The following is a 15,152-nucleotide window of genomic DNA, read 5'->3' as shown; positions in this document are numbered from 1 at the left end:
CAGGCACCGGGTATTACACCCGGTGCTTTTTTTAAACCTCCTAAATTTAGGCTATGAAAAACTTTTCTTTACTATTTGCCATTATTGTTTTTGCTGTTTTGGCATGCAATACTAAAAAGGCACCCGTTGAAACCGTAAGCCCGGCTCCTCCACTTATAGAAACTGTAGATCCTGCAGATGCACCCCCTAAAACCTGGAAAGAACATTGGTTTGAACATGTTCAATTGCTAAACAGAATATATTACGATACCAGCGTAGTGGTTTACTATGATGGAGATGTCAAACCCACCGTTACATGGCCCAAAACCTACATGGCCGAAGCCTGGAACTATACAAAAAAGGTCTACGGAAAATTTGGTGATGACAGCCGTTTGTTTGTAATTTATCATGCCGGTAAATATGGTGGCGGCCATCCGGGTACTTACCTCGATGCAGGCCACGATTACCGGAACGTAACCGATTGTGGTTCTAACGATTTAAACGCATGGACTGCTGGAGTAGATAACGATATCGATTTATCGACCCACGAGATTGGTCACATTGTAGAGGGCGCATCAAAGGGAGTAAAAGAATCTCCCGCTTTTGATATTTGGCACGATAGTAAATGGATGGAAATTTATCAATATGATGTGTATCTGGGCTTAAACAGGCCTGCCGATGCGCAACGTTGGTTGAACAAAATGATGACAACAACCGATAATTACCCACGGGCGGGTACGCAATGGTTTAAAAACTGGTTTTTGCCAGTTTACGAGAACTATGGAAAAACCAAAGTGCTAAATGGTTTTTTTACTTTATTATCATTACATTTTCCTAAACAGGCCATTACAGTGCAGGGAAAAAATTATCAGCAATATACAAGGAAAATGAATTTTGGTGAGTTTATCCACTTTTGGAGTGGTGCAGCTAAAGCAGATCTGGCGCCCCTGGCATTAACCGCCTTTGGGCCTAAAGATGAAAAAGGAGCTGATTGGGCACCAATGCTTGCAAAAGCTAAAACTGATTTCCCCAACATTAACTACTAAATTTTAAATTATCAGGAAAGGTTCAGGCTTATTATGCTGAATCTTTCCTTTTTAATCCTCAACACACAAATAAAACAAATGATCAAGAAAATTCTAATCTTCGTATTGGTATACTGCTCCGCATTTTCTGCTTCTGCACAGAATAGGGAAAGGGGATACAAGTTAACCATTAATGATCCTGATAGCGCTACAAATGCCATTGCAGATGCCAAACTAAAGGCCGCTTTTTTTAACGTTTACCCAGGTTTTGCCCAGGCAGATGGATACCGTACCAAAAGAAATGTGGTGCTCGATTTTGTAACCAACGAAACTCCAACCATTAAAGCCAAAGCTGGCGAAATTAAAGTAAACAGCCAATGGGTAAAAAATAAATCGCAAAAGAAAATAGAAAAAGAATTGTTTACAGCATTTGCTAAAAACTGGGTTTCTTACAGCAAAGAAAAGCACAAAGGCTATACTTTAACCTTCATTAGTAAAGATCCGGATTTAGATCCTGAGGTTAGAAAGAACCTGATTAAAACCTATTTCGAAATTTACCCTACTTTGGTTAAAACCTTTAATAACAAATCTACAAATGATGTGCTGTTTGTGGTTGATACTGCATATAAGGCAGTTGCCGAAGCCAGTGGAAACCGGATTCTTTTCAGTGCGGGTTATATGAAAGCACACCCAACTGATATTGATGTGGTAACGCACGAAACCATGCACATTGTACAGGGTTATGGCTACAGTGCTGGCCCGGTTTGGTTAACCGAGGGCATTGCCGACTATGTGCGCTATAAATTTGGGGTAGATAATGTGGGCTCTAAATGGAGTTTGCCGGCTTATAACGAAAAGCAGAGCTATAAGAACAGTTACCGCATTACCGCACGTTTTTTCGCCTGGTTAGAGCAAAATGTAAAACCAGGTTTAATTGCAGCGCTTGATCAACAGTTAAGGGCGCATCAATATTCCGAGCAGTCGTGGGCAGCTCTAACGGGAAAGACCGTCGATCAACTTTGGGAAGATTATGGCAAAGCCGCCGACAAAGTAACGCTTACTTATAGCAGTAAAAAGTAATAGAAGAGAAGTCAGATTTTATAGGCACGTGCTCAGAAAAACTTGACTTCTCTATCGCTATTGTAAAAATAATCAATCAATAAAGTAAAATTTTTGATCGTTTAGTAAAACGTTTTACATATTATATTTATTTTGCAGGACCAAACGTGCTAACCAAAGCGATAAATCTCAGATAAATGAAAAAAATATTTAACATTTCGATTTGTGCAATGCTGATTTCAGCTTTTTCTGCACAACTAAAAGCTCAGGAAATTACCAAAAAAGGTGGCTACACCTTATCTTTCGAAAGTAATTTTACGGCACTTGATCTACAACTGAAAAAGCGTTTGATTAAAACATTTTTCGAAGTTTATCCAAAACTGGCCAAAGAGTACAATCCCTCAACCATAAAAGAGGTGAAATTTTTTGTCGATACGGCTTACAAAGGTGTTGCGGCAACTGCCGATGGTAAAGTAACATTCAGCTCGCTTTGGATGGTTAAACACCCGGAAGATATTGATGTGGTAACCCACGAGGTAATGCACATTGTACAGGATTACGGTCGTAGTGTTGGCCCGGGTTGGTTAACCGAAGGAATTGCCGATTATGCCCGCTATAAATTTGGCGTTGATAATGCCGGGGCCAAATGGTCGTTGCCAGCTTTAAAGCCCGAGCATAGCTATAAAAACAGCTATCGCATTACCGCTGCATTTTTTGCCTGGATGGAGAAAAATGTAAAGCCTGGTACTATTAAAGCTGTCGATGCTTCACTAAGAGACCATACTTATACCAAAGAAGTCTGGACAAAATTAACAGGAAAAGATTTAGATGCACTTTGGGCAGATTATGTTAAAAATTCGCAAGTTTAAATAATAATTACACGCATATAAAAACACGGACAAAACAAATGAAACGACTATTTATCGCCTTATTGGGTTTTGCGGCAACAACCAGCTTCGCACAAACCGTAGGTAAGGTTACAGATCCGGTTGACTGGATAAATCCCCTGATGGGAACCGCATCCAAACCGGCATTATCAAACGGAAATACCTACCCGGCAATTGGTTTGCCCTGGGGAATGAACATGTGGACGCCACAAACCGGAAAAAGCGGTGATGGATGGGCCTATACCTACGACGCCGATAAAATCCGCGGTTTTAAACAAACCCACCAGCCTTCGCCATGGATGAACGATTACGGCGCATTTTCTTTAATGCCTGTTACCGGTAAATTAAAGTTTACTGACGATGACCGCGCAAGCTGGTTCAGCCATAAAGCAGAGGTTTCTAAACCTTACTATTACAGTGTTTATTTGGCCGATGCTGATGTAACTACTGAAATCACGCCAACCGAAAGAGCAGCACAGTTCAGGTTTACTTTCCCTAAAACCGATAGCTCTTTTGTGGTAATCGACGCACAAAATCGCGGTTCTTATATTAAAATCATTCCGGCCGAAAGAAAAATTATCGGTTACACTTCTAAGTATGCCCGTGGCCCGTTGCCTAAAAATTTCAAAAACTACTTTGTAATTTATTTTAACAAAGATTTTAAACTGGCTAAAACCTGGGATGATAAAAAATTAAACGATAAAGATTTAGAGCTTACAGTTGATCATGCTGGTGCTGTTATCGGTTTCGCTACCCAAAAAGGCGAGCAGGTAATTGCAAAAGTGGCTTCATCTTTCATCAGTTTCGAGCAGGCAGATTTAAACCTGAAAAGAGAATTGGCTAATGATGCTTTCGAAGCTACAAAAGCAAAAGGCCGGGCTACCTGGAACAAAACTTTAAGCAAAATCGCTGTTGAAGGTGGTACCATCGATCAAACCCGTACATTCTACTCTGCTATGTACCGCACCTTGTTCTTCCCGAACAAATTGTATGAAATTGATGCACAAAATCAGATTGTACACTGGAGCCCGTATAACGGTCAGGTGTTACCAGGTTATATGTTTGCCGGAACAGGTTTCTGGGATACTTTCAGGGCATTATATCCTTTCTTAAACCTGGTTTATCCGTCAATCAACAAAGAAATGCAGCAAGGCTTAATTAACGACTACAAGGAAGGTGGTTGGTTGCCTGAGTGGAGCAGTCCGGGTTACGCCAATATCATGGTAGGTAATAACTCTGCTTCGGTAGTTTCTGATGCTTACATCAAAGGTATGCGTGGTTATGATATCGAAACCTTATGGCAGGCGGTAAAACATGGTGCCAACAACGAAGGCCCGATGGAAGCAGTTGGCCGCGATGGTGTTAAATATTACAACGAATTGGGTTATGTACCTTTCGATGTTAAAAAGAACGAAAATGCAGCTAAAACCTTAGAATATGCTTACGATGATTTTACCATTTACCAGTTAGGAAGAGCATTGGGTAAACCTGCGTCTGAGATTGATATTTACAAGAAAAGGGCAATGAACTATAAAAACCTTTTCGATCCGGCTTCGGGTTTAATGCGTGGTAAAAACCAGGATGGAACTTTCCAAAGTCCGTTCAGCCCGTTTAAATGGGGAGGTGCCTTTACTGAAGGTAACAGCTGGCATTACACCTGGTCGGTTTTCCAGGATATTGATGGTTTAGCCAAACTTATGGGCGGTCATCAGAAATTTGTAACCAAACTGGATTCAGTTTTCTCTATGCCTCCGGTATTTGATGAAAGTGCTTATGGTGGTGTAATCCACGAAATCCGTGAAATGCAGATTGCTAACATGGGTCAGTATGCACACGGAAACCAGCCGATCCAACACATGATTTACCTGTACAACTATGGTGGTGCACCTTACAAAACACAATATTGGGTACGCGAAACCATGAACAGAATGTATAAAGCAACACCTGATGGTTATTGCGGAGATGAAGATAACGGACAAACTTCAGCCTGGTATGTGTTTTCGGCAATGGGTTTCTATCCGGTAACACCTGCTACAGATCAGTATGTTTTGGGAGCTCCTTTGTTTAAAAAAGTAACCGTTACCTTAGAAAACGGAAAGCAGTTAGTCATTAACGCGCCTGCAAACAGCGATAACAACCGTTATGTACAATCGTTGCAGATCAATGGTAAGCCATATTCCAAAAACTGGATCAGCCACAGTGGAATGCAAAAAGGTGCAGTGTTAAACTTTAACATGACTGCTTCTCCAAACAAAACCCGAGGATCAAATCCGGCTGATTTCCCGTATTCATTATCAACAGAAAAATAATTATTTTTACCTTTCCATTGAGTAGTAAACACCTGCTCAATGGAAATTTTAAAACACAGCCTGCCCAAACGAGGCCGGCACAAATGAAACCAAATATATGATACGAAACGTCTCAAAGACGGGTTTTACAGCCATGCTCTGGCTTTGTGGAACCATGCTGGCCTACAGCCAGCGCATTGAACTAAAAGATCTTTCTGCTTTCCGTAACCCAGGAAATTCCTGGTCGCTGGCCGAAAATGTTGTAGCCGATTTAAACGGCGAAAATGTTTTAAAAGCAACCAAAGGCGAAGGAATTCTGGTTAACCAGTCTTCGGCTAAAAAAGCCGGATCTGATTTATTTACCGTAAACGAATATGGTAACGTAGCAGTAGAACTTGATTATTTAACCACTAAAGGCGCAAACTCTGGTATTTATCTGCAAGGTAATTACGAAATCCAGATTGATGATGCCTGGGGATTGAGAAATGCAACCTCATCTAACAACGGTGGTATTTACCAACGCTGGGATGACAGCAAACCAGAAGCCGAAAAAGGTTTTGGTGGCGTAGCTCCACGTCAGAATGCAAGTAAAGCACCTGGTTTATGGCAGCACATTAAAATTGTTTTCCAGGCACCTCAATTTGATGCTTCGGGAAAGAAAACCCAAAATGCTAAAGTAATCAGTGTAGTGCTTAACGGTGTAACCATTCACGAAAATGTAGAATTGTTTGGTGCTACCCGTGGTGCTGCCGGTGCCGAAAAAGCTACCGGACCATTGCGTTTACAAGGCGATCATGGTAGTGTTGCTTTCAGAAACATCGTAATTACAGCATTATCCGATATTCCTAAGTCTGACCAAAGAGGTGGCGCAGATCCGATCTATATCGAAGCTGCAAGCAACAACATGATCAGAAGTTTCGTAGATGTACAGCCGGGCGTACGTTCAGTGCATGCCATTTCGGTAGGCGGACCAGAAAAAACAGCTTACAGCTATGATTTGGACAACGGAACACTATTGCAAGGCTGGCACGGTGATTTTATCGATGCAACACCAATGTGGGATGGCCGTGGTAATGGTACCTCGCGTGCATTAGGCAGCGTAACCCGTTTTACACAAAAACCTGTTTTAGCCATTTCTAAACTGGCCAATGCACAGAATAGATGGGTAGCTGATACTGCTGGTACAGGTTTCCGTACAAAAGGATATGTACTCGATAAACAGGAAAGACCTACCTTTAAATACAGTATTTATGGTACCACGGTTACCGATGCGGTAAAAGTGATGGAAAACGGACAAGGTTTAAACAGAGAAATTACTATCGACAATGCTTCAAAAGATTTGTATTTCCTTTTAGCTACTGCTTCAAATATCGAAGAAGTATCGAAAGGTTTATACCTGGTTGATGATAAATCTTATTACATCCAGCTGGCTGATGGCACTGCCAAACCGGTAATCAGAGATGTAAATGGCAAGAAAGAAATGGTTGTAGCCATTGGAAGTAAGTTGAATTATACCATTTTGTTTTAATTGTGATAGTAATGAGAAATACATTTAAGAAATTAGCAATACTGGCATTAAGTTTTAGCTTTACTACAGTTTTTGCACAGGAAACACCGAAAGAAGAAGATTTTTTCAAAATAAATAAAGTACGCGTACCCGAAGGACCTATTTTAGAGGTTGGTGGATTAATTACCTTACCCAATGGCGATTTAGCGCTTTCTACCCGTAGAGGAGAAGTATTTATCGTAGAAAACCCAACAACAACCAAACCTTACTGGCGCAGATTTGCTTATGGCTTGCACGAGATTTTAGGTATTGCCTATAAAAATGGAGCTATTTACGTAGCGCAACGTGGCGAATTGACCAAACTGGTTGATAAAGATCAGGACGGCAAGGCCGATGTGTACGAAACCGTATATGCATGGCCTTTAAGTGGTCACTACCACGAATATAGCTTCGGACCTAAGTTAATGCCTGATGGCACTTTTATGGTTACTGCTAACGTTGCCTTCGGAGATGAAGAATGGTGGCGTGCAGAAAGCCGCGTACCGATGCGTGGTTGGGCCATGAATATTACCGAAGATGGTAAAATGAGTCCTTATGCAGCTGGTTTCCGTTCGCCTGCAGGTATTGGCGAAATTGACGGTAAGTTTTATTACACCGAAAACCAGGGCGACTGGGTAGGATCGGGTGGTTTATGGAAAGTAAACAAAGGCGATTTTATGGGACACCCTGCAAGTTTAAGGTGGACCAACCTGCCAAACTCTCCGGTTAAGCTACAGTCTGATTTCTTTTATTCGCAAATAGACGAGCGTAGAACTAAAAACGAGCAGGGAAGATACATTAAACCAGAAAACAGGGTTAATGAAACCTTCAAAACTTTGTTCGATATGAAGAAAGTATTCCCTGAGTTGCGTTTACCATCAGTTTGGTTACCTTACGGTATTTTGGGTATTTCTTCTGCTGAGCCGGTTAAAATTCCTGAAAATACATTCGGACCATTTGCTGGTCAGATTTTAGTTGGCGACCAGGGTATGAGTATCATTTCGAGAATTTTTATGGAAACCGTAAAAGGTGAAGAGCAAGGCGCTGCCTTCTTGTTCCGTAAAGGTTTCCGTTCAGGTGTGTTAAGGTTAGAGTGGGGTACAGATGGTTCGTTATTTGTTGGAGAAACCAACCGTGGCTGGGGATCAGCTGGTGATGCCAATGAAGGTTTAGAAAGATTGGTTTACAACAATAAAACACCTTTCGAAATGAAAGCTGTTAGGGCAATGCCTGATGGTTTCGAAGTTGAGTTTACTATGCCGGTAGATCGTAAATCTGCTGAAGATTTAGCTTCTTACAATGCAGAGAGTTTTATTTATAAATACCACCCGGTTTATGGTTCGCCACCGGTAAATACCGAGAAATTAAAAATCTCAGGTGTTAAAGTTTCTGCTGATGGATTGAAAGCAAGAATTATTGTTCAGAACCTGCGTCAATATTACATCCATACTTTAACTTTAGATGGTATCCGTTCGCAGGATGGTTTCTATTCACTGATTCACCCGGTAGCTTATTATACCTTAAATCAGATTCCTGATGGAACTAAGCTTAGCATGAGCGAAGTGAGTACTAAAAACTCTGAAGCTGCCCCGGCAACATCTGCACCGGCTAAAAAAACAGCGGCGCCTAAAACAGCTGCTGCAAAAACAGCCGAAGCCAAAGCACCTGCAACTGCTGCAACTACGGCTAAAGCACCAACATTTAAAGAAGTAGAAGGTTTATTAACAAAAAACACTTGTCTGGCTTGCCACAATCAAACCAAAAGACAAATTGGTCCGCCGTTTGCAGAAATTGCAAAACGTAAATATTCACCTGAGAAAATATTTCAGTTGATCCACAATCCACAGCCACAAAACTGGCCGGGTTACTCAACAGAAATGCCTCCAATGCCTCAGGTAACCAAAGCTGAAGCATATAAAATTGCCAGCTGGATCAATTCTTTAAAATAAAAATAGCTTAAATAAGTAAAAAGGCGGTTGATGGAAACATCAGCCGTTTTTGTTTTTATGGGGTTAGCCTTACTTCGCCAGAATCAAATGGAATGCTCGTCTTTGCGAGGAGGAACGACGAAGCAATCTTTTATGCAGGAGTTCTTTCCTTTAAAGATTACCTGCCTCTAGCAGACAGGCTTCGTTGGCCGAAAAAGCCTTATCGCAACGACGATTTTTTTATGTAAGGGAACTGAAAAGAGATCCTTCGACTACGCTCAGGATGACAGAAAAAAGAAATGGAGATTCCGCAATTGCAGAATCCCCATCATCTAAATTAACGCTCTCATATACATAAACGCTGTAAATCGGATTTATTGTGTTGGCTATAATTTTTTTTGCATTTTTCGCATTGATTCGTGTCCGCACGAATCGAAATGATTTTAACGTTTTTACAATCTGTAACATTTAACTCCTATTTTTACTTTATGGAAAAGACCAATCAAAACCAGCAAGATGCCGAAAAACAGGCTGCAGCCCTTGCTGCTGTAAAATATGTTAAAGATGGCGATGTTGTGGGCTTGGGAACGGGATCTACCACTACTTTTGCCATTAGAGCATTAGGGGATTTGGTAAAGGGAGGTTTGAAGATTACTGCAGCGGCCAGTTCTGTTGCGACAGAAAAACTGGCCAAATCTTTAGGGATAGAAATTCTTGATCTGGGCAGCTTAAGTAAAATCGATATCAGTATTGATGGTGCAGACGAATTTACCGAATCGCTCGATTTGATTAAAGGTGGAGGTGGTGCACTTTTCAGAGAGAAAATTATTGCTTCTTTAAGTAAAAACGCTATTGTAATTACCGATGCTTCGAAAAAGGTAAAAAAGCTGGGCGCCTTTACTGTACCTGTTGAGGTCATTCCATTGGCCTACCAATATGTTTTCGATCAGATTACCTTATTAGGTGGACAAGGCAAGCTCAGGGTAAAAGAAAATAAAACCTTTATTACCGATAATGGAAATCTGATTATCGATGCTGATTTCGGCCTCATTGATGATCCTGCAAAACTGTCTTCCAGTCTCAACCAGATTAATGGCGTGCTGGCGCATGGTTTGTTTATCAACATCACCTCAAAAGTAATAATGAGCGAGGGGATGGAGATTATCGTATTTGAATAGGATGGTTCAGTAGTTCATTAGTCATTAGCTTATTGGTACTGTGAACTGCCAATTGCGAACTGTAAAAGTTAATCGGTTAATTGTTTAAATCGGTTAACTGTCTCCAAGCGCTTTACAGGGGCAATAGTCATTAATATTGGTCAATAGTCAATAGTTCATAGCCTGGTGCGTTATACTTTATTAGTTCTAAATTGATTTTTGGTCATTGATTATTGGTGCTTGATCATTATCCCTCATCGTCATTGCGAACCGAAGGGCAGGGAGGGGTATGAGCGTGAAGCAATCTTATCCGAAGTTCATTCATTATTGATCTATTGAAAATTGGTTATTGGTGCTTGATCATTTACCAACTGGTCATTGATTATTGGTGCTTGATTATTATCCCTCATCGTCATTGCGAACCGAAGGGCAGTGCGGGGTGTGAGCGTGAAGCAATCTTATCCGAAGTTCATTCATTATTGATTTATTGAAAATTGGTTATTGGTGCCTGGTCATTTGCCAACTAGTGATTGAAAATTGTTAACTGCTAATTGAGAATTGATCATACTCCATTCACCGGTAAAATCACCGGATCTTAAATTTTCCCAAAATTTTTACCGACACTTTTGTTTCACTCACCGATAAAACCTGATCACTGAGGGAAAGGCTATTCTCCGGCGTGCATATCCGTGCTACATTTGAAGTATAAAAACAAAAGGTCATGGAAACTTTCATCAAAAAAAATCACGCTGATAAACAATTTGGTTTAGGCATTTTAATCTTAGTAATCGGTTCTGTTTGCTTACTTAGAAATTCGGGAATAGATATTCCACACTGGATCTTAAAATGGCACACGATTATGTTAGGTGTTGGTTTGTGGTTAGGTTATCGCAAAGATTTTAACGGTAATGGCTGGCTGGCCTTAACCATCATTGGTGGTTTATTTACCCTTAAATCGATCACTGTTTTTGATTTTGACGTGTCGAGAATCAGCACAGCTTTGGTATTGATCGGTTTAGGTTTATATGTCATCTTAAAACCTAAAAGGGTTCAAAACTTCGATCAGTATTTCGAAAAGAAACCAGTTGACTTTAGCAATAAAGGAGAATAAAAATTGTAACTCTATCATATACTTTGGAAAGGGACATTTTTGAACAGGTGTCCCTTTTTTTTTTGTGGAAATAGCAGAGGGCATGGAGTATAGGGTGCTTTGCCAGATGCAAAATCATAAAGAGCAAAGGATATGAGGAAGTTTTAAACGCTTTGCACTATGCTCTGTACTCCTCTCTCCATACCAAAAAAGAAACGGGGATTCCACCCTAAGGCAGCATCCCCGTCATCTAAATTAACGCTCTCACATACATAAACGCTATTAATAGAATATATTGTGCGCAGGTTAATTTTTTTTTAACTTTTTTTAAAATTAATGGTTTTGCATTCAGCTTTTTCAACTAAACCTGTTGTAATACCGGTGCTGCTTTATGGTATTTATTCCGGTATTCAATAGGGGTTAGGCCGGTAATTTTTTTAAAAACATCCCTGAACGATTTCGTATCGGTATAGCCTACATCGAACATCACTTCGGTGATATTTTTGCGGCTCGATTCGAAACTCCGTTTAGCTGCTTCAATTTTAACCCTTTGGATATATTCAATTACCGTATTTTTGGTTGCACTTTTAAACCTTCGTTCAAAACTTCTCCGACCAAGAGCCAGCATATCCGCCAGTTGATCGACGGTAATTTTATCCTGGTAGTTTCCATCAATAAATTCCTGTGCTTTTTTAATCTTGGCATCTTCGTGGCCTTTTTGGCCCTGAAACATCATAAAAGCCAGCTGACTTTCCCTGTCGATATCTATTGCGAAGTATTTGGCAGCTAAAATAGCAGTATCGCGGTCGGTATATTTTTCTACAAGGTACAAAAGCAGGTTCCAGTAAGAGTTTGCTCCACCACTTGAATAGAGCCCTTGTGCATCGGTAATAATGCTGCCATCTACCAGTTCAACATCCGGAAACATTTCTTTAAACTGGTTGGCAAACAACCAATGGGTAGAACATTTTCGGCCGTTTAACAAACCTGTAGCAGCCAGCAAAAATGCTCCCAAACATAACGAAGCTACTTCGGCACCTTTTGCATGGTGTTTGGTAATCCAGGGTAACAAATCGCGGTTTATATTCATCGCATAATTTACGTTACCGCTAATAGCCGGTACAAAAATAAGATCGGTATTTTCAACTTCATGCAACAGTTTATCAGCATGTACCGAAAAAAGGCTGTTATTTAAACGTACTTCTTTGGTCATGGCTACAAGTTCAACTTTAAACAATGGTAGCTTGCCCGATGCCTGTAAAAATTCGTTAACGGCAGTAAACAGATAGCGAGGGTCGGCAATGGCTTCAATTACGGCAGTTTCGGGAATTAGGATAGATACATGTTTCATTAGTCTATGCTTATTTTTATTGGTTAGGTGAATCTCCAACAGGTTGGGAGCTGGTGTTATCAATACAAATATAACGAGCTGTAATGTCGTAAACAACCCCTGCAATTGTCGTTTATGCAGCTTAAAGCTCTCGGTTGCTGACCGTATGTTTGTATTGTTAATTGTTAAATGATGGAAACCTACAATATAGAGCAAGATATTAAAGTGCTTTGCATTACTGCCAGTTCTTTTCCTGATGGTGTTTTGGCAGCGCATCAAAAACTGCATGTACTGTTTCCTCCTGATGGCAGGCGCAGGTACTTTGGTATTAGCCGGCCAGATGGAAACCGTGGAATTATATACAAAGCAGCTGTGGAGGAAATGGATGAAGATCATTCGTCACTGGAACATTTTACCATTCAGCAAGGCCCCTACATCAGTGAACTGATTCCTGATTTTATGCAGGATGTATCTCAGATAGGAAAGACTTTCGAAAAGCTGCTGAACGAGCCTAATATCGATCCCAATGGTTATTGTTTGGAAATATATTTAAATGAAACCGATGTGCGCTGTATGGTGGGCATCTTAAAATAGAATCTCGTGGCACATATCAACTCCTACCTTACGTTTAACGGCAATTGCCGGGAAGCAATGATTTTTTATCAGGCTTGCCTTGGAGGCGAATTAACCCTGCAAACCATTGGCGAATCGCCCATAGCCACTAAAATGCCCCGTTACCTGGAGAAAAGCATTTTACATGCAGTTTTGGCTAAAGACGATCTGGTAATTATGGCTACTGATATGGTAGAAGAAGTAGGTTTAATTAAAGGGAATGCCATTTCGATGATGCTCAATTGCAACTCAGAAGAAGAAGCCCATCAGTTTTACAATAAACTGGCTCAGGGTGGTAAGGCTGTACATCCTTTGCAGGAAACATTTTGGGGGGCTATTTTTGGCGATTTGACTGATCGTTATGGAAACAACTGGCTAATTAATTACGATAATCAATAAAAAAATGAAAAAGTTAAGCACGTGGTACTGGATTGCCACTATTATTTTTGCCCTGATGATGCTCATGGATGGCTTTGGTGGGGTAACACAGCAAGAAGCTGGTAAAGAGGTGTTAAGACATTTAGGCTACCCCATGTATCTCCTCATTATAGTTGGCATTGCAAAGCTACTGGGGGCTTTAGCCATTTTACAACAAAAATTTGTAGCCATCAAAGAATGGGCATTTGCAGGTTTTGCCATTAATTTTATCGGTGCTTTTGCCTCGCGCGCTTTCGTTGGCGATGGTGTGGCACTTTTAATCCCACCTTTAGTAGCATTGGTTATCATGTTTATCCCCTATATTTTATGGAAGAAGGTGCAGGCAAATGTTAAAAATAGTTAAAACTAAATGGCTCGTTTGTTTACAGGCTTTTGCATACCAAATATTATTAACTTTGGTGTAAAGCACTAAACAAACATAGATGAAGAAAAGTATCCTATTCATAATTGCCTTACTGTTTACTACTACTGCATTTTCTCAAAATGTAATCCAGTTATTTAACAGTGCCAACGATTTTTTTAAACTGTTACAGGAAGAGAAGTTTACCCAGGCACACGCCTTTTTTGATGATACACTAAAAACTAAACTGCCGGAAGAAAGTTTAAAGAAGCTTTGGGGTGATATCGGGACTAAATTTGGTAAATCAGAATCTTTTGATGCCATTCAAAGTAAAACGCAGGGCGAATTTTTTTCAGTTACGGTGGAAGGTAAATTTGCCAATGGCGATCAGAACTTTATTCTTGGCTTCAATAAACAGCAAAAGATAGTGGGAATATTTCTGGCACCATCGAAAAAAGTAGCGAGTTATTTAAAACCAAGTTATGTAGATACCAGCTTGTACAGTGAAAAATCGGTATATGTTGGTCCTGCCGGAAAGCAGCTGGCTGCAATTGTAACCACACCCAAAAATGCTAAAAACTTTCCTATGGTGGTTTTTGTGCATGGTTCGGGGCCTGGAGATATGGATGAAACTGTTGGCGCTAACAAACCGTTTAAAGATTTGGCTGGTGGCCTAGCTTCAAAAGGCATTGGTTCTATTCGTTATGTAAAACGGACTTTGGTTTACCCAAATGAATTTGCAAGCCCTTATACCGTAAAAGAAGAAGTGCTGGATGATGCTGGTGCAGCTATAGCAATGGCTAAAACCGTTGCAGGAGCTGATCCGAAAAGTGTTTATGTATTTGGACATAGCCTTGGTGGTATGCTGGCGCCTAAAATGGCAACACTTACACCCGATTTGGCTGGAATTATTCTGGCTGCGGCACCTGCCAGAAAGCTAACTGATATTATTGTAGATCAGAATAATTATATGTTTAATCTGGCCAATGATACCACTGCTGCTTTTAAAAAGCAATTGGCCGATGCCATGGTTGAGATTGACAAAAGCAGGATTACGCAATTGGGCACTACTATTAAGCCCGATTCAGTTATTTTAGGTCTTCCTGCAAAATATTGGGCCGACTTAAATTCGTACAACCAGGTAGCAGTTGCAAAAAGCCTGAGCAAACCCAAAATTTATGTTTTACAAGGTGGAAATGATTTTCAGGTAGGTAAAACCGATTTCGATCTATGGAATGCAGCATTAGCAAAAAAGAAAAACGTAGTGCTTAAATTTTATCCGGATTTGAACCACCTTTTAAGTTCGCAAAGCGAAAAAGGCACCATGGCACAATACCAGGCGGCGGTCAGTGTATCAGAAACTTTGGTAAACGACATTGCCCAATGGATTAAAGCCAAATAGTTTATATCAAGCGAATTGAGTACAAAGCCCTGGTTTTAAACCGGGGCTTTGTTGTTTAAGCCATCAACATA

At 40.5% G+C, this 15,152-nt stretch carries 13 protein-coding genes; 12 read left to right on the top strand and 1 reads right to left on the bottom strand.

The window, feature by feature from the left end; genetic code table 11:
* Positions 1-53 precede the first annotated feature (53 nt).
* From OC25_RS17995 to OC25_RS17955, 8 genes are all read left to right on the top strand, one after another.
* Positions 54-1,025, top strand: a complete 972-nt coding sequence (locus OC25_RS17995) for a hypothetical protein (protein WP_052266296.1) — start codon at positions 54-56, stop codon at positions 1,023-1,025.
* A gap of 78 nt (positions 1,026-1,103) precedes the next feature.
* The gene (locus tag OC25_RS17990) at positions 1,104-2,084 is read left to right on the top strand and encodes a basic secretory protein-like protein (protein ID WP_052266295.1); all 981 of its coding nucleotides are present in this window, start codon (positions 1,104-1,106) and stop codon (positions 2,082-2,084) included.
* 176 nt (positions 2,085-2,260) lie between these two features.
* Positions 2,261-2,932 (top strand): basic secretory protein-like protein, encoded by a 672-nt coding sequence (locus OC25_RS17985; protein WP_039478917.1) that lies wholly within the window; start codon positions 2,261-2,263, stop codon positions 2,930-2,932.
* A 38-nt stretch (positions 2,933-2,970) separates the two neighbouring features.
* Entirely contained in the window at positions 2,971-5,259 is a 2,289-nt protein-coding gene (locus OC25_RS17980) for a GH92 family glycosyl hydrolase (RefSeq protein WP_039478915.1), read from the top strand.
* Between the two features lie 97 nt (positions 5,260-5,356).
* Positions 5,357-6,766, top strand: a complete 1,410-nt coding sequence (locus OC25_RS17975) for a 3-keto-disaccharide hydrolase (protein ID WP_039478913.1) — start codon at positions 5,357-5,359, stop codon at positions 6,764-6,766.
* A gap of 11 nt (positions 6,767-6,777) precedes the next feature.
* Complete coding sequence (locus OC25_RS17970; protein WP_039478911.1) at positions 6,778-8,733, top strand: c-type cytochrome; 1,956 nt, start codon at positions 6,778-6,780, stop codon at positions 8,731-8,733.
* A gap of 467 nt (positions 8,734-9,200) precedes the next feature.
* The gene (gene rpiA / locus OC25_RS17960) at positions 9,201-9,890 is read left to right on the top strand and encodes a ribose-5-phosphate isomerase RpiA (RefSeq protein WP_039478969.1); all 690 of its coding nucleotides are present in this window, start codon (positions 9,201-9,203) and stop codon (positions 9,888-9,890) included.
* Positions 9,891-10,590: 700 nt separating this feature from the next.
* A complete protein-coding gene (locus tag OC25_RS17955) occupies positions 10,591-10,980 on the top strand; it encodes a LiaF transmembrane domain-containing protein (RefSeq protein WP_039478907.1) in 390 nt (129 codons plus the stop codon).
* Between the two features lie 340 nt (positions 10,981-11,320).
* Here OC25_RS17955 and OC25_RS17950 read toward each other — a convergent pair whose 3' ends face one another.
* Positions 11,321-12,310, bottom strand: a complete 990-nt coding sequence (locus OC25_RS17950) for a GlxA family transcriptional regulator (protein ID WP_039478905.1) — start codon at positions 12,308-12,310, stop codon at positions 11,321-11,323.
* A 168-nt stretch (positions 12,311-12,478) separates the two neighbouring features.
* On the opposite strand from OC25_RS17950, the gene OC25_RS17945 reads away from it, so the two are divergent.
* The 4 genes from OC25_RS17945 (at position 12,479) to OC25_RS17930 (ending at position 15,081) form a co-directional block, all read left to right on the top strand.
* Positions 12,479-12,883 carry a transcriptional regulator gene (locus tag OC25_RS17945; RefSeq protein WP_209435611.1) on the top strand — a complete coding sequence of 135 codons (405 nt, stop codon included), beginning with the start codon at positions 12,479-12,481 and terminating at the stop codon, positions 12,881-12,883.
* Between the two features lie 6 nt (positions 12,884-12,889).
* Positions 12,890-13,300 (top strand): VOC family protein, encoded by a 411-nt coding sequence (locus tag OC25_RS17940; RefSeq protein WP_039478901.1) that lies wholly within the window; start codon positions 12,890-12,892, stop codon positions 13,298-13,300.
* A gap of 4 nt (positions 13,301-13,304) precedes the next feature.
* The gene (locus OC25_RS17935) at positions 13,305-13,682 is read left to right on the top strand and encodes a DoxX family protein (RefSeq protein ID WP_039478898.1); all 378 of its coding nucleotides are present in this window, start codon (positions 13,305-13,307) and stop codon (positions 13,680-13,682) included.
* 79 nt (positions 13,683-13,761) lie between these two features.
* Entirely contained in the window at positions 13,762-15,081 is a 1,320-nt protein-coding gene (locus OC25_RS17930; RefSeq protein ID WP_039478896.1) for an alpha/beta hydrolase, read from the top strand.
* Positions 15,082-15,152 lie beyond the last annotated feature (71 nt).

The organism is Pedobacter kyungheensis (assembly GCF_000812965.1).
In the GTDB taxonomy this organism is placed as follows: Bacteria; Bacteroidota; Bacteroidia; order Sphingobacteriales; family Sphingobacteriaceae; genus Pedobacter; species Pedobacter kyungheensis.
Note: the sequence above shows the minus strand (reverse complement) of the source record. Positions and strands in the feature narration are given on the sequence as shown.